Origin of the sequence: Rhodococcus sp. AD45-ID, from assembly GCF_003023755.1 — a bacterium.
In the GTDB taxonomy this organism is placed as follows: Bacteria; Actinomycetota; Actinomycetes; order Mycobacteriales; family Mycobacteriaceae; genus Rhodococcus_F; species Rhodococcus_F globerula.
The window spans coordinates 2,860,495-2,878,660 of sequence record NZ_PYHL01000001.1 but is presented as its reverse complement, the minus strand read 5'-3'; the positions used below and the strand labels follow the sequence as shown (position 1 = coordinate 2,878,660).

Here is an 18,166-nt window from a genome sequence, read left to right as displayed (position 1 = left end):
GTAGTCCTAACCGTAGCGATCTCCGGGTGGAAGAACGCTTGCAGATTTTGGACATCAGGCTTCTGCACTGGGCGCACGCGTTCAAATCAGCATGATTTTAAGTATCGGCGGGCGCGAGAAATAGTCGGACTGCCCCGGACCGAAGGTCAAACCGCCATCGACAGAGTATCCATTGCTTCGGTGAGGCGACGCCGGTGAGCGGGCGGCGACTCGATCAGTGGAAGGCGCACGCCGGCGTACGGGATGATTCCGAGTTCTGCCAGGGCGGCCTTGGCCATGACCGCACCTTGGGACGTGCGCATGATGGCGTCCACGATCTCGAGTAGCGAGCTTTGGACAGCGTTAGCGGAGCTGAGGTCGCCGACCCGGACGGCGCTGATGAGTTCGGCGTTGCGGTCGGCGAGGACGTTGCCCACGACGCTGACCACGCCTGCGGCGCCACACGCGAGGTAGGGCAAGTTGAGTTCGTCGATACCGCAGTAATAGGCCAGCGATGTTCGGGACATGACCGTCATTGCTTCGAAGAGGTCGCCCTTGGCATCCTTGACCGCCCGGATCAGGGGGTGGTCGGAGAGTTCGATCAGTGTGGAGGTTTCCATGGCGACGCCCGTCCTGGCGGGAACGTCGTAGAGCATTACGGGCAGTTCGGTGGCGTCTGCAACCGCGACGCAGTGGGCCACGATTCCGGCCTGAGTCGGCTTGGAGTAATAGGGGCAGACGAGAAGCAATGCGTCCGCGCCCGCTGCCGCGGCGTCGCGGGCACGTCGGATGCTGTCGGCAGTGTTGTAGGTGCCGACACCAGCGATCACCCGAGCCCGATTGTTCGACTGTTCGCTCACTGCTCTGACCAATCGCGTCATTTCGGGTTCGGTCAAGGTGGGCGACTCGCCGGTGGTTCCACCGACGACGATGCCGTCACATCCGGTGCTCAACAGGTGGTCGACGAGACTGGTGATGCCCGTTTCGTCGAGCGTTCCGTCGGGGCGCATCGGAGTCACCATGGCGACGAGGTTGGTGCCGAAGAGTAGTTCGGCGCGGTGCTGCGAAATGGTCATGAAGTGATCGTGCCTGTGCCGATACCTTCGGTCCAGCAATGGTTTTTTCGCGATATTGCGTAGCCTGGCTTCATGATCGATGTCGGAGCTTTGCGGGCGCTGCGGTCAGTGGCCGCTCTCGGAACGCTGGCGCGAGCCGCAGAGGAACTCGGGTTCACAGCGTCGGCGATATCGCAGCAGATCAAGAGGCTCGAGCGTCAAGTCGGTGTGCCGGTGCTTGCGACTGCAGGCCGCGGAGTTGTGCTCACTCCCGCAGGGCAGGCCATCGTCGAGTCGGCGCCCGATGTGTTCGACGCGCTGGAGCGTTGCGTCGAAGCGGCACAGTCGGTTTCGGACGGTGCGCCGCGCGGAGTACTCCGCGTAGCGGCATTCTCGACAGGAATCCGGGGGCTGCTTGCGCCGGCGATCGTGCGATTGTCGACCGAGTGCCCGGACCTACAGGTGCGCGTCACCGAGCAGGACCCGGACCAGGCGCTGCACAGCGTCGACGCCGGTACCGCGGACTTTGCGGTTGTTCACGATGCCGATGGATTGCCGCCTTCGCTTCCTTCGTCGCTGGCCGAGCGTCACATTCACACTGATGTCGGTGATGTCGTGATGAATCGGACGCATGCACTTGCGCAGCTCGACCGACCTCTGACCAGTGCCGACCTAGCGGGTCACGCGTGGGTGACAAGTCCGCCGGGGACCGTGTGTCACCAGTGGTTCCGACGGTTGTTCGCCGACGTGGGCGAGGATGCCGATGTGCGACATCTGGTCGACGATTTTGCCACGCAGCTGTCGCTGGTTTCTTCGGGAGAGGTAATCGCTTTGATTCCTCGCCTTGCCCGTCCGCCGTTGGGGGAAGAGTTGGTGTCGCGGCCACTGGCGCGGGCGCCGAAGCGTGAGGTGCATGCAGCGTGGCGCCGAAGCGCGGATTCCAGCCCGGCGATTCGGGTAGTGCTGCAAGCCCTTGATCCGGCAACCCTCGGTGACGGCTCAGGGGGCCGCCGCGGTTGACTCGGTATGTCCGGCTCCGAGTGGGTCTTGCCACGTGGTCCACACGTCTGGCCCGAGTTCGATCTCCGCTGTGGTGAGTAGGCAGGCATCGAGTTCTCTGCGTAGTCGAACCGGGTCGATGCCCTGGCCGATGAAGACGAGCTCCTGCCGGCAGTCGCCGACGGGTTCTTCCCACTTGTCGAGGATTCCCGAACGGCGGTAGTCATCGGCGGGCCAGAGATCGTCGGAAAGAAACTTCCACCATCGTCCGACGTATCCGTGCCGGATGAGATGTCCTGCCTGAGAAATACTCCCGATCTCGGTGAACCGGAAGGCATTCCAGAAATATCCCTTGGCCCGAAGTAGCCTTCCGTTTGTCCACTCGCTCGTGAGGAAGTCGTGTAGCCGTTGTGGGTGGAAGGGTGCTCGCTCGCGGTACACCACCGAACTGATTCCGTACTCTTCGGTTTCGGGCGTGTGTTCACCTTGGAGTTCTTGTAGCCAGCCAGGGGCCTGCGCAGCTTTCTCGAGGGAGAACAAACCGGTATCGAGAATGGTGTCGAGTGGGATTCGGCCATGACTCATCGGCACTATCGCGGCGGTCGCATTCAAAGATCGTAGGACCGCTGTCAGTTCGATCAGGTGTTGTGGCGTCACGAGATCGGCTTTGCTCACCAGGATGACGTCGGCAAATTCGATCTGATCGACCAGCAGATCCGAGATATCGCGTTTGTCTTCCGGCGCTTCGGCTTCGACGCGACCCCCAGCCGCGTAGTCACGGAGAAAACTGTGTCCGTCGACGACGGTTACCATGGTGTCGAGGCGAGCGATGTCCGCCAGAGCGTGACCGTCGGTGTCGATGAAAGTGAACGTTTCCGCGACGGGCAGCGGTTCGGAAATGCCCGAAGATTCGATGAGAAGGTAGTCGAAGCGACCGTCGGCGGCCAGCGTCGCAATCTCAGCGAGAAGGTCTTCACGCAGAGTGCAGCAGATGCAGCCGTTGGTCATCTCGACCAATTTCTCCTCGGACCGACTCAGCGATATCTCGCGCTCGACTTCTGCACTGTCGATGTTGATTTCGCTCATGTCGTTGACGATCACCGCAACCCGGCGGCCCTCACGGTTACGCAGAATCTCGTTGAGGAGTGTCGTTTTCCCGGCTCCCAGGAAGCCTGAGAGCACCGTGACCGGAAGTCGTGTGTCGACCATGATTTCCAGAGTCCTTCCGGATGAGTGGATCGCTGTGGTTTGGCGGCGGTCGTGCAACACGGTGCGATCGCATGACCGCCGCCTGGCGTTGCGGGAAGATCAGGGTTGGTGGAAAATCAGGCCGTCGGCTCGAGGTACCCCTCGAAGAGATCGACAACGACGCTTCCGCCGTCGGTGTCGCGGCCGAACAGTTCCTCCGCGGCGAACTTCACGTGGTACGTGGGTTCTTCGCCGGCGTCGTTGCGCCCGTGACCGATTGCGTCGGGGAACGGCCACTTCTGGGTGGTCCGATGAGAGATGGTTCCCACCCGTCCACGGCAGTACGCAGGCATTCGAATATGCCCCGGAACGTACTCGTCGCGCACGCGTACTCGCTGACCAACTTCGAAGCTGGTCGTCTCGACGGGCGCAGGCCGCCCTTCGGATTCGCTGGGTCGTGACAGCGGGAACGGTCCGCCTGCAAGAGTTTCGAGCTCGTCTTGCGTCAGGATCCCTTTTTCGACCATCAGAGTAGCGACGCCGATGACGTACCTCTCGTAGTACGGGGTCATCATGTAATGCCGGGGTTCCATCCGCTCGACGACGTATCGAACTTCGTCGACGCTGAATGCGCCGAGTTCGGCGACACCAGCGAACATCAGGCTGTACGGCAGGTGTTCCCACTCGGCATGGAAGGTGGGGCCGATGTCGGCGTTGACGGTATGCGGGACTTTGCCGAAGCCTTGAACTCCGGCAAGATCGTGTACTCCATCCATGGTGTGCTTCTTTCTTGTCGGTGTGATCAGACGGTGGGGACCTGCGGGATTGCGACCCCGATCAGGCAGTCCTTGGTGACGATTTCCTGCAGCTGCGCCTGGCTCCAGCCCTCGGTGCCTGCGGGGCGTTGTGGGAGGACCATGTAGCGAGTTTCGGCGGTGGTGTCGTAGACGCGAACCTCGATATCCGACGGGATCTCGGTTCCCATCTCGGAGAGAACCTTCCGTGGCTCACGGACCACCCGCGCACGGTATTCGAAACTCTTGTACCAGGTGGGCGGCAGACCGAGAATCGGCCAGGCGGTGCACGAACACAGTGAGCACACGATCACGTTCTTGAGCGTCGGAGTGTCTTCGACGGCCACGATGTACTCACCCTGAGGTCCGAGATAGCCGTACTGAGCCACTGCCGCAGTTCCGTCGGTGAGGAGCAACTGCCGGAACTCGGGGTCGGTCCAGGCTCGCGCGACCAACTCGGCGCCGCGTTTGGGGCTGAAATCCTCTTCGAAGGTCTTCTTCCATCCCTCGACGTAACCGGCGGGGACCAATCCCTTGCCGTCGAGTGCGCGGAACAACGCCCACGCGCGATCGGAGACCGGTGCCTGGGCTGGTGCCGCATTCTCCGTTGTGTGGTCGATCGTTACTGACATTGTGTTTCACCTTTCCTGTGGGGGGCTGATCACGTGTGAATCGGTGGAATAAGGACTGTGGACGTGTGGCGGGCTGGCGCCGGAAATGCACCGCGAATCTTCTCGAATGCACGACCGACATGTAGTACCTTTGCGTCGTCGAAACGCTTGCCGGTGATCATCATTCCGGTCGGCAGACCGTTCACCAGACTTGCCGGGACAGAGAGAGAAGGGTGGCCGGTGACGTCGAACGGTGCGGTGTTGGCGACCATGCCGAGGGCCTTGGTGATGAAGGTGGCGCGGTCGACATTCGCAGCGGGCAACTCGGATGCGACGTACGGCAGAGTAGGCATCACCAGCACGTCGTACTGTTCCAGCGCGGCATCGTAGGCGGCACGGGCATGGGGCACCAGGTTGCGGGCTTTGCCGTAGGTGGCACCTGCAAGCGCGGTAACACCGTGATGTCCGGTCAACGCAACCAGTTTGACAGTTTCCGACAAGTCATTCGCATGCTGAACACGGCGAGAAGCAAAGTGTGCCATCAGTTCCGGGTCGTAAAGACCTTCGACATTGAGTCCGTATCCGTTGCCGTCGAGCATCTGGTAGGCGCCCCCGTCAGTGGCAATGACATTCCAAATATGGAAGGCGTGCACGTGCCAGGGAATGCTCACTTCCTCCACAGCGCAGCCGGCCTCGGTCAAGCTGTACGCCGCTGAACGGATGGCGTCGTCGACGTCCGGTTGTGAGACGGCCTGACCGAATCCTTCTCGCACAACACCGATTCGCATCCCCGCTACGCCGGAGCCGAGGTTGGACAAATAGTCGTCCGTCTCGAGATTCTCGGGTTGTCGGGGGTCGTTGCCGTCGCGGCCTGCAATGACCGAAAGCATCAGTGCCGCATCGTCGACGCTGCGAGTGATCGGCCCGAGGTGGTCGATGGTGCGCTCGATAGGAAAAGCGCCCGTGTAGGGGACAAGTCCGAAAGTGGGCTTGTGCCCGACGACGCCACAAAATGCAGCAGGGATACGAATCGATCCACCCTGGTCTCCGCCGATGGCAATGTCGACGTCACCATTGGCCACGAGAGCTGCACTGCCACCCGATGATCCACCGGCCTCACGGTGCGGGTCCCATGGATTGCGAACGGGTCCGCTAGCCGGGGTGAAACTCGAACCGGAGAAGCACAGGTCTTCGCACACTGCTTTGCCGGCAACCGTCGCCCCGGCTGCGAGTAGTCGAGTGACGACAGTGGCGTCGCGGGAGGGAACAAATCCTTCGACCGACCGTGACCCGTTCATCATCGGCACGCCCGCCACACTGACGTTGTCCTTGATCGCTACCCGACGATCGCCCAGGACGCCGTCCGATGTCGGAAGAATCTCGGTTGTCACATACCAAGCGCCCAAAAGATTTTCGTCAGATTCGGGTGTCCGGTATTCGCGGGAGATCGGCGTTGGTGCTGCTTCGTCGGCATACAGTTGATCGACTGCATCGTAGGAGCCGAGCGCTCCGTCGATCAGGGCCGGCCACTCCCGCTTGGCCGTATCGTCTAGGTCGATTCCGTAATGCTGTGCAGCAGAATCTATTGCGTTGTCATCTGGTCGAATTATTGCCATGAGAAGTGTGCTCCTGATCTGATCAGTGTGTGGCGTCGCGCAGCATTCCGGTGTGCGGGTGACAGTTGATGTACTCGTACTGCTGTGCGTCCGCGTCGAATACCGAGACCTCGTGGTAGAGGCGGAGTTTCTCCAGATTTTCGGCTACACGAAAGAACGTGGTGAAAATGCGTAGGTGGGTCGGGTGGGACTCCGACCAGCGCTCGAGATTGTCGAGCGAGGCCCAGTGTCCGATGTTGTAACTGAGGTCGAGAAAGTTGCCGTCGATGTCGATGTTGCGCACAAACCTGTTGCTGTAGCAACCCACTGCCTGGCCGTTGTCGCGGAGGAAGTCCATTCCCGCTTCGAGAGTCGGCAGGATTTCGTCCAGGTACAGACTGCGTTCGTCTGCTTCGGCATCGGCCCAATCTTGACCGGATCGAATCAATGCGATGTTGTCGTGCCCGCGCACCACTACACGGCCACCTGCTGTGGGATCGCCTGCGATCACACGTAGTTCGCCGGACGGCTGCATCCAGTCGGTTTGGGAGATCGGAAATCGTTCGCGCATCGAACCCCAGTAGCCGTGTTCGTTTATGTCGCCGCTGATGCCGTCCATCACCGCTCCGACACCGGGGAGATTATCTTGGAACGCGTACAGCGTTTCGAACTGCTCGGCCCGCGGTGCCACGATCTCGCGGAAGAAACCCAAGCCGTCAGACAGGCGGTCAGCAGATTCCCACCAGTCCGCCACCGCTCGGGAATTGCTCCAACGTTGTTGGGACACAGGGTCCGTCCAGTACCCTGCGACAATCAAGTTCTCGTAGCCTTGGTTGTCGAGGTGGTGGGTCAGATCGTGGTGTAGCGCGCCGTCAGCCAGATCGAGACTGGCGACTATGTGGCGCATGGCTGCCAGTGCGTCCGAACGCTGTTCGTCTCCGCGGAATTGCACGCCGAAGTAGCCCATCACCACTTGGTGCAATTTCTCGTCCGAGCGTCCCACCCACATGGGAAACGGCGGTGCGTACGTATCCGGAACCCTACGAGTCAAGGTCCGTGGGCATTTGAGATGTTCACTGATCGCAGATTCCATGAGCACTCCATCCGAGTAGGTCATCGGTTGCCTGACGCTTCGGCAACGGCGTATCGAAAATCTACGCCCGCAACGCCCGGCAAACTTGACCAGAAATGCCAGAAACATGGACCACAGTGCCAAGAACCTCGGTTTGTTCCTGCAGTGCCGGATTTTCGCGGCGATCTCGAATAGATAAGTAGCGCAGTAGGTTACGTGCGCGTTACCGTTTGTTACCGGGGTGAGGCAGGGTTCGCGGAATCGAGTGACGCAGCGAGTGATTCCGAGCGGTAGCGGCGAGGACTCATCCCGAACTCGGCTTTGAACGCTCGACTGAAGGTAGAGGGGTCCGTAAATCCCCATCGGTGAGCAATTTGAGTCAACGACCGCTCTGCGGTCCCGTGTCGCACCATCTCTCGGCGGCAGACTTCCAGGCGACGACGTCGAATCGAGCGTGAGACAGTCGTGCCGTGTTCGGCGAAGACCCGATGCAACTGTCGAATGGAAACCGCGACCGATTCAGCGATGTTTACCGGCGACAGCGACGGGTCCTCGATGCGGTCGTCGATGACCGAAAGTGCCATCTCGTAGAGGTCGTTGCGATACGAGGCGACCGGACGGATTGTGGTGTGCAGGAACGATTTCACCAAACCGCTGATTTCCTCGATGATCTCAGCCTCGGCTCCGGCGACATCAGAGGCCATGCGGACTGACGCAAGATCGTGAAGAAAGCGACCTAGAAGTCCACTCACGCCGGTGTGACCGTCAAACGCAACGGCGGTAAGGCTCCGGATTTCAGCGTCCGCGAGCGCCAGAGATGGCCTTGGCCAGGTGAAGACCTCGAGTCCCCAGAACCCGTCGTTGGGATGTCCCTCGAATTGCCAATCGAATGGACGCGTGGTGTCGTACAGCACGTAGTCACCGCATCGCAGCACGCATTCTCGCTCGTCCTGCCGCACTATCGCGCTACCGCGGCGGATCATCCCGATTTGCAGGTAGTCGGCGCCGTCGTCCCTGATCAAACTGTTGCTGCGCACTATTCGTTGTTCCATCGACTGAACGGCAGCAACCTTGATGTGGGCAAGCTGAGCCGATTGGACAGCGCCGGTGAAACGTGTGCGGTCGTCGATATCGGATACGTCCAGAGCGACAAAATGTTCGCGCAGCAGATCTGCCCAGTCCCCGGCGATAGTTGCCCGAGTGGCAAGCGGAACATCAGAATTCTCGAGCATTGACGGGCACCTCCTCGGAGAAGAATCGAGTTGTTCGGTTGGCTAAACATCGAATGTGCTTAGTCTGGCGTTCATCCCGATCGAGTAGGAACGGGCTTCGCTCTGTGGGAGAAGAGTAGTCCGCTGTGTGTGAGGTGTCGATCGACATCACTCGTAATTCTCACTCGGGCGTTCGCGTTCGAAAAAATTGTTTGCCATACAAACAACACCAAGTTATTGTTTGTCATACAAACAAGTAGGAGTGCGTCCATGGCCACCGAAGCAGTACCGGCAGCGCGAGCAACACGGCAATCCGGGAAGCAGACCCGTCAGGCTCTGTTCGACGCGGCCACGGAACTGTTTCTCGAGCATGGTGAGTGCGTATCCATCGCCCAGATTTGCGCGGCCGCCGGCGCTCATCCCAATCAGGTGACGTACTACTACGGATCCAAAGAGAAGCTTTTTGTCGAGGTCGCCTGCGCTGCTGTTCTCCGGGCGGGTAAACGCGCCGAGGTTGATGCCGCGGACGCCGCTACCGTCGGTGACTACACCGAGAAACTTGTCGGATCGCTGCTCGGTGCGGGAGCTCCGAGTGTCGAGATCTTTGTCGAAGCGATGATGATGACGGGCCGACGCGGCGAGCTACGCGATCTCATCTCCGAGACGCTCCGCACCTTGCACTCCTCAGGCGAAACTGCCCTCCTCCGAACTTTGGTCCGCACCGGTTGGCAGCTGCGCGCGGGCATCGACGTCGAATCGAAAGCCTTCTGGTCCGCGATCTTCGGCCTCGTCATTCAGAAGACCGCAACCGGCGAGAGCTTCGGCTACTCGCTCGAGGAAGCGGTAGCCGTCATTTTCGCCACCCTTCAGATACCCGACGCAGTACTGAACAGCTCGATGGAGTGAAACTCTCTCTCCATCAGGACTTTTAAGGATTTGCCGATGAACATCGTTCGCGTATTCGACAGCAATGTCACCAAGACGCCCGACAAGCCGTTCCTGATCGCAGGCGGCCACGAACACTCGTATCAGCAGGTTCAGGACGGAAGCCGGCGTGCTGCCGCGTATCTGGAAGATCTGGGTGTGGGGCGTGGCGATCGTGTAGCTCTGATGTGCTTCAACACACCAGGTTTTGTCTACGCGATGCTGGGAGCCTGGCGTCTGGGCGCCGTCGTCGTTCCCATCAATCACAAGATGCAGACGCCTGAAGTCGCCTACGTACTTGGACACGCCAAGGTGTCGGTGTGTGTCTTCGACGGCGAACTGGCACCCGTCGTCAGTCGCCTCGAAACCACCGCAAAGTTGGTCAGTACAGACTCTGCCGCAGACGGTTTCGACTTCTTCGATGACGCCATCAGCAGCGTGGACGGTGTGGACGGCGTCGAGATCGACGAAAACGATCCGGCTGAAATCCTCTACACCTCGGGTACAACCGGCGCTCCGAAGGGCTGCGTCCACAGCCACCGCAACGTGGTCGGGGTGGCGATCACTGCCGGCCTTGCCGTCTCGACGACGCGGGATGAGCGGCTGCTCATGGCTGTTCCGATCTGGCACGCGTCACCGCTCAACAACTGGTTCATGTCCACGCTCTACATGGGCGGAACGGTTGTGCTGGTTCGTGAGTACCATCCGGTGACATTCCTGGAAACTGTTCAGGAACAACGTATTACGCTTTGCTTTGGTCCTCCGGTCATCTATACGACAGCCCTCAACATGGTGCCGAACTTCGCCGACTACAACCTCGGTAGCGTCCGTGCGTGGTTGTACGGCGGTGGCCCCATCGGCGCCGATGTTGCCCGCCGACTCGTGGAGTCCTACGGCACCACCGAGTTCCGCCAGGTTTACGGCATGACCGAGACCGGTCCTGTCGGCACGGTGCTGTACCCAGAAGAGCAGTTGACCAAGGCCGGGTCTATCGGCAAGTTCGCGCTTGCCGGTGTGGATCTGCGGGTCGTTGGTGACAATGGCATCGACGTGGAGCCCGAGCAGATCGGTGAGATCTGGTTGCGTGCCGACACCGTCATGCAGGGTTATCTCGATGATCCCGAAGCCACTGCGGCCGCGTTCGCCGACGGAGATTGGTACCGTACAGGCGATCTCGCGCGCACCGACGAAGACGGTTATCTCTTCATCGTCGATCGCGCGAAGGACATGATCATCACCGGCGGCGAGAATGTCTACTCCAAGGAAGTGGAGGACGTGATCTCCGGGCACCCCGATGTTGTCGACGTGGCCGTTGTCGGCAAGCCCAACGAGGAGTGGGGCGAAACCGTCGTTGCGCATGTCGTGTGGCGTGAACCTGGCGTCATCGATGCCGACGACATCAAGACCTACCTCTCGGACAAGCTGGCGCGCTACAAGATTCCGCGTGAGGTGGAATTTGTGACCGTGCTCCCGCGTACACCCACCGGCAAGATCCAGAAGCACCTCATCCGCAGCGCGAGCTGAAAGGTTTGTCATGACTGAACTTTCCGAAAACACCGTCACGCATCCGGTGCCGCATCGCACGCATGCGGTGCTCAATCAGTCGGTGCCGCGTACCGACGTCAACGAGTTCCTTCTCGACACCGTGCTTGCGGAAGGCGTCGTACGCCATGATGCAAACTGGGCAACAGAGGAACTCACCGGAATCGGTGAACTTGTCGGCAGTGCGGGCTTCCAGCACGATGCCGAGTTGGCAAACACCGTCATCCCCGAACTGCACACCTTCGACCGGTGGGGTAACCGCATCGACGAGGTGGAATATCACCCGTCGTACCACCGCATCATCTCGGCCGCGGTCGCTCACGGAGCGCATACCTCGGCGTGGGAGAACCCCAAGCCCGGTGCCAATGTTGCTCGCGCAGCGGCATTCATGCTGTTCTCCCAGGTCGAACCCGGTCATGCGTGCCCCATCTCCATGACACATGCCGTAATCCCCTCGCTCGAGCTGCAGCCTGATGTCGCCGCCATCTGGACGCCGCGCGCACTCTCACGCAGCTACACGCCCGAGTTGGACGCCCCCGGAAAGGCATCCGCCATCTTCGGTATGTCCATGACGGAGAAGCAGGGCGGCTCCGACGTACGCGCCAACACCACCATCGCGAAGCCCGCGGGCCGCGGCGGTCCGGGTGCCGATTATCTGCTCACCGGCCACAAGTGGTTCTGCTCGGCTCCGATGTCCGACGCGTTCCTGGTTCTCGCTCAGGCCGAAGGTGCTGCAGGCGAGGGGCTTTCCTGCTTCCTGCTCCCGCGCATCCTGCCCGACGGCACGCGCAATGTCTTCCGCATCCAGCGTCTGAAGAACAAGCTGGGCAACAAGTCCAACGCGTCATCCGAGATCGAGCTCGACGGCACCGTCGGCACCATGATCGGTGAGCCAGGCCGTGGTGTGCGGACCATCATCGAGATGGTGTCGCAGACGCGACTCGACTGCATTCTCGGCAGTACCGCCGGAATGCGGCAGTCGGTCGCTGAGGCAGTGTGGCACGCACGTCACCGCAGCGCTTTTGGCGCCGTTCTGGCGGATCAGCCTGCCATGACGTCGGTGCTCGCGGACCTGGCGCTTGAATCCGAGGCCGCGACCATCACCGCACTGCGTTTGGCACGGGCACAGGACAACGACGCAGACGAGCAGGAAAAGGCGTTCCGTCGTCTCGCGACAGCCGTCGCGAAGTACTGGATCTGCAAGCGCGGCCCGCATCACTCGTACGAGGCTCTCGAATGCCTGGGTGGCAACGGGTACACCGAGGACTTCCCGCTGGCTCGTCGCTACCGCGAACAGCCCGTCATGGCCGTTTGGGAGGGTTCAGGCAACGTCATCGCGCTCGACGTATTGCGCGCGATGACTCGTGAACCCGATTCCGTCGCCGCCTTCGATCACGAGGTCAACCTCGCCCGTGGCAACAACCCGGTTCTCGATCAGCACCTCGACCGGGTACGACGCCAGCTCGGCGAGCTCGCCACGATGGCACCCGCTGACGCGCAGCTGAGGGCTCGAACCGTCGTCGAAGCCATGGCGCTCGCGCTGCAGGCGTCGCTGATGGTGCGTTACGCGCCGGCCGCGTCGTCGGAGGCGTTCATTGCCGCTCGACTGGGCGAGGATCGTGGTCACGAGTACGGAACCCTGCCGGTGGGAACTGATTTCGCAGGGATTCTCGCTAGGGCGTAACCGCCCCGTGCGCCTTTCTGGTAGTTCCCGCTACCAAAAAGGCGCACAGGCCTTCAGGCCAAACCACTCAACGCAGGAGCGGTGTTCTCATCGCGCCACCCGATTGCCTCGACGAGGGTTGTCAGGTCGTAATCCGGTCCGCTCGAACTGACTGTGAAGAGAGTGACGCCGTCGGCCACCAGGTCGGCGGCGTTCTCCAATCCGGGCCACGGGGCGGAATGCTCCACATCCAGGGGATTGCGTCCGACAGCGGCGCAGTGATCGGCCAGGATGTCGGACTTGCGCAGGTGCGTCTCGCGGTCGCCGAAGCTGTGCCACACATCGGCATACTCGGCGACCAGTCGCAGGGTCTTCTTCTCTCCGCCACCGCCGATCAGAACCGGGATATTGCGCGTCGGCGGCGGGTTGCCACCGGCCAGTCGCCGTGTGATGCGAGGCAGGTACTCGCCGAGCAGTTTCAGCCGTGAACCAGGGGTGCCGAAGTCGTAGCCGAACTGGTCGTAGTCCTTCTGGAACCAGCCCGCGCCGATGCCGAGGATGAGGCGTCCACCGCTCATGTGGTCGACGGTTCGCGCCATATCGGCCAGCAGATCGGGATTGCGGTAGCCACCCCCCGTGACCAGGGCACCGATCTCCACACGTTCGGTCTGCTCGGCCCAGGCCCCGAGCATGGTCCAGCATTCGAAATGGGCTCCGTCGGGATCGCCGGTCAACGGGTAGAAGTGGTCCCAGTTGAAGACGATGTCGACCCCCGCGTCTTCTGATCGCAGAACCGCGTCGCGGATCAGCCCGTAGTCGGGTGCGTGCTGGGGTTGGAGTTGAACACCGATGCGTACCGGACGAGTCATGCCGCGCTCCTGCCGAGAGGAAATGGTTACTCCCTTCATCATGGCCGGGAACACCCGGTTGCCGCTACGTGTGGGCAGCACCAACCGACTCGTGGACCCCCAATTCTTCGAGTAGGCGAGTGCGCAGAGCTGTATACCCCGGTTGCGCTGGATTGCGCGGCTGCGCGAAAGAGACGTTTTCGAGGACGCTCAATCGACCGTCGCGCAACACCGCAATACGATCCGCGAGCAGGATTGCCTCGTCGATGTCGTGAGTCACCAGCAGCACTGCCGGACGATGTTTGCGGCACAGTTCCGCCACCAAGGCCTGCATGCGGAGTCGGGTGAGCGCGTCGAGTGCCGCAAACGGCTCGTCCAGCAACAACAATTGTGGGTTGCGTACCAACGCCCGGGCCAATGCGACGCGCTGCGCCTCACCGCCGGACAAGGTTGTGGGCCAAGCCCGTTCGCGCCCCGCTAGTGACACCTCGGCCAACGCAGCGGTTGCGGCTTCGCGATTCTTCCGGGTAGCGCGCTGACCCAGTATGACGTTGTCCTGGACGCGCTTCGACGCAATGAGGCGAGGCTCCTGGAAGACGACCGTCCGCGCATCCGGTGCGTGCACCTCCCCGGCGTCGTATCCCTCGAGGCCGGCAAGAATTCGCAGGAAGGTTGTCTTGCCACTGCCGCTGGCTCCGAGGAGTGCAACGAACTCCCCCGGTTGCACGTCGAGCGAGAAACCGTCCAGGATTGTGCGATCACCAAAAGTCTTGACGATGCCACTGGCGCGTACACCGGTGTCTCGAATACTCATGCGGACTTCCCCCATTGCTTGTACGGCATCAGGATTCGCTCGATAGCTCGAACGAGAAGGTCGACCGACAACCCCCAGATTGCGTAGATGATCACGACAACCACCAGGATGTCGGTCTGGAAATACTGCTGAGCTGAGGTCATCAGGAAACCCAGGCCCTTGGGGGCATTGCTCAACTCGGCGACGATGAGCGCGAGAAGCGACACCGACAGCGAGACCCGCAGTCCGACAAGCACCGACGGAATCATCTCCGGCAGGATCACCTGACGGATCAACCCGATGCCACGGAGCCCGAACACTCGTCCGGCTTCGATGACCTTGCGATCCACGTTTCGCACGCCGCTGTGAGTGTTGATGTACAGCGGAAACAGCGCTGCTGCCGCAATGATGATGATCTTGGGGCGTTCGTCGATGCCGAACCACAGGATCAGCAACGGAGTGATTGCGAGAAACGGGATGGTGCGGAGCATTTGCAGCGTCGGGTCGAGGAGTTTGTCGGCCAGAGCAAACAGGCCGGAGATGATGCCGAGCGATAGTCCCAGTGCCCCACCGATGGCAAATCCGATGGCAACACGGACAAGCGATACCGAAAGGTTCTCCCACAGAACCCCTGTCGTCAGCAGTTCGACAAATGCGGACCACACCGACCACGGCGACGGGAAGGTCTTCTCGTCGATCTTGCCGGTCGCCGATCCCACTGCCCATAAGGCGAGCAGTGCAACCGGGACGCTTGCGCGCAGCGCGACATCGGTCAATCGTGAGCGTCGCCGCCGACGGGTAGGTGCCGGCGCGAGATGCTCAGGCGCTCTCACCGTGGGCAGTGCCGGTGCTTCCACACTCATGACACTGCCCAGGTCGTGACGTCGAAGGCATTAGGGGCCTTACCGGACTTGACCAGGAAGTCGAGCGTCGAACGCACCGTGTTCAATCCGTCCGGATCAACTGGTTCGCTCTGGAAATTCCACAGTGTTGCTTCCTTGACCACATCTACCGGTGAGCCGGTGGCATCAAAAACGAACTGAGCATAGGCGTCGTGGTCCGCAACGATTGCTTTGTCTCCGGCCTGAATGACCTCCCAGACCGCCTTTGCCAGTTCGGGATTCGCCGCAAAAGTCTCACGCGAAGTCAGGGCGACGCTGGTGGCCAGCAGATCGGGGTCGTCGACGCTTGCCTTGGACAGAATGGGGAAGTTGATCTGCTTGCGCCAGATGCCGGCCGTCGTCGCGGGAAGTGGAACGGCGTCGATATCGCCGCGCTGCAGGGCCGGAAGCGCGTCGGCGAAGAGCAGATTCACCAACTCCACCTGATCCGCGACACCGGCACGTTCGAGTACGGCGCGTCCGTACTTGTCGAAGTTGGAGCCGAATTGGAGTCCCACCTTCTTTCCGGCAAGATCTTCGATTTTCGATACTCCACCTTCTCGGCCGAGGAACCAGATATCGGACGCGGGCTTGTCGATCACCAAGGCGGGCACGTCGATTCCGCTGGCCTTGGCCTGAACGGCCGGTGTATCACCGATCAGGCCGACCTGTACGTCGCCCGTCTGCAATGCCTGCACCACCGGCGGACCGTTGTTGAAGCCGACGAAGGCTTTGTACTCGAATCCGTACTTCTCGAGAATCGGTTGTGCCAGACCCTCGTGGACGGCGTAACCGAACGAGGTTGTGTCCGTGGGGGATTTACCGGCCGCACCGTTCCACGGAGCGCCCACTGTCAACGGAACCAGTGACGCCGACGTACCCTCGGTGGCTTCCGAGGTCGACGAGCACGCGGTCACCGTTGCGAGAAGTGCGATTCCCAGCAGTGCGGCAAGGCTTTTGGTGCGAGTGCGGATGGTCATGGTGTTCTCCTGGCATTCTGGGCAAGCTGGTGATAGTCGGCTGTGGATTGTGTCGGGCGGGCGGACGATTTGCGCCACCCGACGCGTTCGCGGTACATCCCGAGCAGGTTCTGCCCGAGAAGGTGCTCTTCGTCGAGGAACTCGGAGCCCTGCGGTTCCGGTGTGCGTGAGGGCGAGACGAACATGGCGTCGGCCGGGCAGTACGCCTCACACTGGAAACACGTCTGGCAGTCCGAATGTCTGGCGATCACGGGAGGGGCGTCCGGGACGGCTTCGAAGACGTTCATCGGACAGATCCGGACGCAGATGTCGCACGTAGTGCAGCGGTCGGCGTTGATGATCTCGATCATGACGCACTCCCCTGCGTGGCCAATGTGATACCAACACGGGGTAATTCGGTATCCGGCTCCACCCAGATATCGTCAAGCCCGCCACTGAGTAGTCGGTGAGCTTGGCTCGAATCCGTGTCAGGGAAATCGGTGCGGGTATGCATGCCACGGGTTTCCGTGCGCGCCATGGCCGTACGTACCGCCCACCGGCCCATCGCCAGCATTCCGGCGCTCTCGCGTTGCGCGATTGCCTCCATGCCGGAGTATTCGACGATCGGGGCGGAAGATGTGCTCTCCCACAGTCGATCGAGGCGAGCAGCCGAGTCGGCAAGTCCGTCGTTGCTGCGGAAAACTGCCTTGTCGATCGGCAGCATTTCGGACTGGATCGAGCGAACAGCGTCCTCGACGCTGTTGACACCTCGACCACGAACACCGAGGGTTCCGGACGGTTCGACATCGAATCGGGTTGGTAATCCACGATGTGCGGAGAATCCGGCCGCGGCGCGTCCAGCCCACGTCCCGGTCGCGATGGCCCACGACAGGTTGGGGCCACCCGCTCCGGTGGCAGCGCCGACTATGCGGTCGCGCGCCGCGATATCGCCTGCCGCGTAGAGGCCGGACACTCCGGTCGACGCCTCGTAGTCGAGAATGTGTATTCCGCCCGTACCCCGGACAGTTCCTTCTTGGACCCAATCCATCGGGAACCGTTCGTTGAATGGATCGATCCCGAGTTTGTCCGTCACCATGAAGAAGTTCGGCATCGCAGCGCGCAGCGCCGGCCATATCTCCTTGTCGAACTGAGTGAACTGTGCGGTGATCGTGCCGCGCAGCGAAGCGCCGAGAAGCTCTGCGCGGCTTTGATGAAGGTCGTGATACCGGATCGGTTCACCGCGGTGATCCCAGTACGACGCGGAGACGAAGAATCCGTTCTTGTCCATGCTTGTTCCGAAGGGCACCATTCCGTAGAAGTTCGAGAACTCCATGCTGGAGAGATGGGCGCCGACTTCGACGGCCATCAAGTGCCCCTCGCCGGTGTTCACGTCACCGCCGAGTGAGTGGCTCTTCCACGTGGTGCCGCCAGTCGCGAGGATCACGGCGCCGGCGTCGACGCGCCAGGGCCGTTTGACCTGACGCTGGTAACCCGTTGCCCCGGAGACAGTTCCGTTGGAATCCACGAGAAGTTCCAGTGCCGGGCTGTGGTCCAGTACATGGACTCCGGATTTCCTGACCTTCCCACGCAGGAAGCGGAGGTAGTCCGGGGCGGCGCCGGAAAATGATCGCTCGCCGGGACGGGCGCCGAACAGTGAGCCGGGACTGCGCGGCTTGGCACTGGGCTTGTATCCCCATTCCGGGATGAGAGCTGTTCGCTCCCAAGCCTCGTCGAGAACCGCTTCGGTCCAGACTCGATCGGTGATGAAACCACCGGAGCGTTCGCGCCGCGAGATTTCTTCGTCGCGACGTTCCGGAACCGGGGGCACGAGCCAATGGCCGACTCCCGCCGTCGCGGCTACACCGCTTGCGCCGACATAGCCTTTGTCTACCAACGTGACACTGGCGCCGGATTCGGCAGCGGCAACTGCCGCCCAGGTTGCCGCCGGTCCGCCGCCGACAATCAGCACGTCGGTCGACACATGCAGACTCTCGGAATCGTCCGTGACTATCTGTCCGTGAAAGCGAGGGAGTGAGCGCGCCATGACAGCGC

At 61.4% G+C, this 18,166-nt stretch carries 17 protein-coding genes; 4 read left to right on the top strand and 13 right to left on the bottom strand.

Features of this window, described 5'->3' with window-relative positions; all coding sequences use genetic code 11:
- Positions 1 to 146 precede the first annotated feature (146 nt).
- Positions 147 to 1,055, bottom strand: a complete 909-nt coding sequence (gene dapA / locus C7T36_RS13255) for a 4-hydroxy-tetrahydrodipicolinate synthase (protein ID WP_045065983.1) — start codon at positions 1,053 to 1,055, stop codon at positions 147 to 149.
- Between the two features lie 72 nt (positions 1,056 to 1,127).
- On the opposite strand from dapA, the gene C7T36_RS13250 reads away from it, so the two are divergent.
- A complete protein-coding gene (locus tag C7T36_RS13250) occupies positions 1,128 to 2,054 on the top strand; it encodes a LysR family transcriptional regulator (RefSeq protein ID WP_045065981.1) in 927 nt (308 codons plus the stop codon).
- Here the strand turns inward: C7T36_RS13250 and C7T36_RS13245 are convergent.
- The 6 genes from C7T36_RS13245 to C7T36_RS13220 form a co-directional block, all read right to left on the bottom strand.
- A complete protein-coding gene (locus tag C7T36_RS13245) occupies positions 2,034 to 3,242 on the bottom strand; it encodes a GTP-binding protein (RefSeq protein ID WP_045065979.1) in 1,209 nt (402 codons plus the stop codon). The genes C7T36_RS13250 and C7T36_RS13245 overlap by 21 nt on opposite strands.
- 116 nt (positions 3,243 to 3,358) lie before the next feature.
- The gene (nthB, locus tag C7T36_RS13240) at positions 3,359 to 3,997 is read right to left on the bottom strand and encodes a nitrile hydratase subunit beta (RefSeq protein ID WP_045065977.1); all 639 of its coding nucleotides are present in this window, start codon (positions 3,995 to 3,997) and stop codon (positions 3,359 to 3,361) included.
- Positions 3,998 to 4,023: 26 nt separating this feature from the next.
- Complete coding sequence (gene nthA, locus C7T36_RS13235; protein WP_045065975.1) at positions 4,024 to 4,647, bottom strand: nitrile hydratase subunit alpha; 624 nt, start codon at positions 4,645 to 4,647, stop codon at positions 4,024 to 4,026.
- Positions 4,648 to 4,676: 29 nt separating this feature from the next.
- On the bottom strand, positions 4,677 to 6,242 hold the full coding sequence (locus C7T36_RS13230) for an amidase (protein ID WP_045065972.1): 1,566 nt from the start codon (positions 6,240 to 6,242) through the stop codon (positions 4,677 to 4,679).
- Between the two features lie 22 nt (positions 6,243 to 6,264).
- Positions 6,265 to 7,314, bottom strand: coding sequence for a phenylacetaldoxime dehydratase family protein (locus C7T36_RS13225; RefSeq protein ID WP_045066813.1), 1,050 nt, complete (start codon positions 7,312 to 7,314; stop codon positions 6,265 to 6,267).
- Positions 7,315 to 7,526: 212 nt separating this feature from the next.
- Positions 7,527 to 8,525, bottom strand: coding sequence for a helix-turn-helix domain-containing protein (locus tag C7T36_RS13220; protein ID WP_045065969.1), 999 nt, complete (start codon positions 8,523 to 8,525; stop codon positions 7,527 to 7,529).
- 249 nt (positions 8,526 to 8,774) lie between these two features.
- Here C7T36_RS13220 and C7T36_RS13215 point away from each other — a divergent pair, with 249 nt between their 5' ends.
- From C7T36_RS13215 to C7T36_RS13205, 3 genes are read left to right on the top strand one after another with little or no spacing between them, the layout of a single operon-like run.
- Positions 8,775 to 9,410, top strand: a complete 636-nt coding sequence (locus C7T36_RS13215) for a TetR/AcrR family transcriptional regulator C-terminal domain-containing protein (RefSeq protein ID WP_045065966.1) — start codon at positions 8,775 to 8,777, stop codon at positions 9,408 to 9,410.
- A 36-nt stretch (positions 9,411 to 9,446) separates the two neighbouring features.
- Complete coding sequence (locus C7T36_RS13210) at positions 9,447 to 10,952, top strand: class I adenylate-forming enzyme family protein (protein ID WP_045065964.1); 1,506 nt, start codon at positions 9,447 to 9,449, stop codon at positions 10,950 to 10,952.
- A gap of 10 nt (positions 10,953 to 10,962) precedes the next feature.
- On the top strand, positions 10,963 to 12,654 hold the full coding sequence (locus C7T36_RS13205; protein WP_045065962.1) for an acyl-CoA dehydrogenase family protein: 1,692 nt from the start codon (positions 10,963 to 10,965) through the stop codon (positions 12,652 to 12,654).
- Between the two features lie 53 nt (positions 12,655 to 12,707).
- Here the strand turns inward: C7T36_RS13205 and C7T36_RS13200 are convergent, their stop codons facing one another.
- The 6 genes from C7T36_RS13200 to C7T36_RS13175 form a co-directional block, all read right to left on the bottom strand.
- Complete coding sequence (locus C7T36_RS13200; protein WP_033237104.1) at positions 12,708 to 13,502, bottom strand: LLM class F420-dependent oxidoreductase; 795 nt, start codon at positions 13,500 to 13,502, stop codon at positions 12,708 to 12,710.
- A gap of 64 nt (positions 13,503 to 13,566) precedes the next feature.
- Positions 13,567 to 14,295 (bottom strand): ABC transporter ATP-binding protein, encoded by a 729-nt coding sequence (locus tag C7T36_RS13195; RefSeq protein WP_045065960.1) that lies wholly within the window; start codon positions 14,293 to 14,295, stop codon positions 13,567 to 13,569.
- Positions 14,292 to 15,137 (bottom strand): ABC transporter permease, encoded by an 846-nt coding sequence (locus C7T36_RS13190; RefSeq protein WP_045065957.1) that lies wholly within the window; start codon positions 15,135 to 15,137, stop codon positions 14,292 to 14,294. The genes C7T36_RS13195 and C7T36_RS13190 overlap by 4 nt, the downstream gene beginning before the upstream one ends.
- Entirely contained in the window at positions 15,134 to 16,135 is a 1,002-nt protein-coding gene (locus C7T36_RS13185; protein WP_045065956.1) for an ABC transporter substrate-binding protein, read from the bottom strand. The genes C7T36_RS13190 and C7T36_RS13185 overlap by 4 nt, the downstream gene beginning before the upstream one ends.
- A complete protein-coding gene (locus tag C7T36_RS13180; protein WP_033237056.1) occupies positions 16,132 to 16,485 on the bottom strand; it encodes a ferredoxin family protein in 354 nt (117 codons plus the stop codon). The genes C7T36_RS13185 and C7T36_RS13180 overlap by 4 nt, the downstream gene beginning before the upstream one ends.
- Positions 16,482 to 18,158: an FAD-dependent oxidoreductase gene (locus C7T36_RS13175; RefSeq protein WP_045065955.1), complete on the bottom strand. Its 1,677-nt coding sequence runs from the start codon at positions 18,156 to 18,158 to the stop codon at positions 16,482 to 16,484. The genes C7T36_RS13180 and C7T36_RS13175 overlap by 4 nt, the downstream gene beginning before the upstream one ends.
- Positions 18,159 to 18,166: the final 8 nt, after the last annotated feature.

Excerpts from the sequence above, each read along its gene's own strand:
- C7T36_RS13245 (WP_045065979.1), bottom strand. The coding sequence starts at position 3,242 with ATGGTCGACACACGACTTCCGGTCACGGTGCTCTCAGGCTTCCTGGGA.
- C7T36_RS13190 (WP_045065957.1), bottom strand. The coding sequence starts at position 15,137 with ATGAGTGTGGAAGCACCGGCACTGCCCACGGTGAGAGCGCCTGAGCAT.
- C7T36_RS13220 (WP_045065969.1), bottom strand. The coding sequence starts at position 8,525 with ATGCTCGAGAATTCTGATGTTCCGCTTGCCACTCGGGCAACTATCGCC.
- C7T36_RS13205 (WP_045065962.1), top strand. The coding sequence starts at position 10,963 with ATGACTGAACTTTCCGAAAACACCGTCACGCATCCGGTGCCGCATCGC.
- C7T36_RS13225 (WP_045066813.1), bottom strand. The coding sequence starts at position 7,314 with ATGGAATCTGCGATCAGTGAACATCTCAAATGCCCACGGACCTTGACT.
- C7T36_RS13215 (WP_045065966.1), top strand. The coding sequence starts at position 8,775 with ATGGCCACCGAAGCAGTACCGGCAGCGCGAGCAACACGGCAATCCGGG.
- C7T36_RS13175 (WP_045065955.1), bottom strand. The coding sequence starts at position 18,158 with ATGGCGCGCTCACTCCCTCGCTTTCACGGACAGATAGTCACGGACGAT.
- C7T36_RS13210 (WP_045065964.1), top strand. The coding sequence starts at position 9,447 with ATGAACATCGTTCGCGTATTCGACAGCAATGTCACCAAGACGCCCGAC.
- C7T36_RS13180 (WP_033237056.1), bottom strand. The coding sequence starts at position 16,485 with ATGATCGAGATCATCAACGCCGACCGCTGCACTACGTGCGACATCTGC.
- nthB (WP_045065977.1), bottom strand. The coding sequence starts at position 3,997 with ATGGATGGAGTACACGATCTTGCCGGAGTTCAAGGCTTCGGCAAAGTC.
- C7T36_RS13230 (WP_045065972.1), bottom strand. The coding sequence starts at position 6,242 with ATGGCAATAATTCGACCAGATGACAACGCAATAGATTCTGCTGCACAG.
- C7T36_RS13200 (WP_033237104.1), bottom strand. The coding sequence starts at position 13,502 with ATGACTCGTCCGGTACGCATCGGTGTTCAACTCCAACCCCAGCACGCA.
- C7T36_RS13250 (WP_045065981.1), top strand. The coding sequence starts at position 1,128 with ATGATCGATGTCGGAGCTTTGCGGGCGCTGCGGTCAGTGGCCGCTCTC.
- dapA (WP_045065983.1), bottom strand. The coding sequence starts at position 1,055 with ATGACCATTTCGCAGCACCGCGCCGAACTACTCTTCGGCACCAACCTC.
- nthA (WP_045065975.1), bottom strand. The coding sequence starts at position 4,647 with ATGTCAGTAACGATCGACCACACAACGGAGAATGCGGCACCAGCCCAG.
- C7T36_RS13195 (WP_045065960.1), bottom strand. The coding sequence starts at position 14,295 with ATGAGTATTCGAGACACCGGTGTACGCGCCAGTGGCATCGTCAAGACT.
- C7T36_RS13185 (WP_045065956.1), bottom strand. The coding sequence starts at position 16,135 with ATGACCATCCGCACTCGCACCAAAAGCCTTGCCGCACTGCTGGGAATC.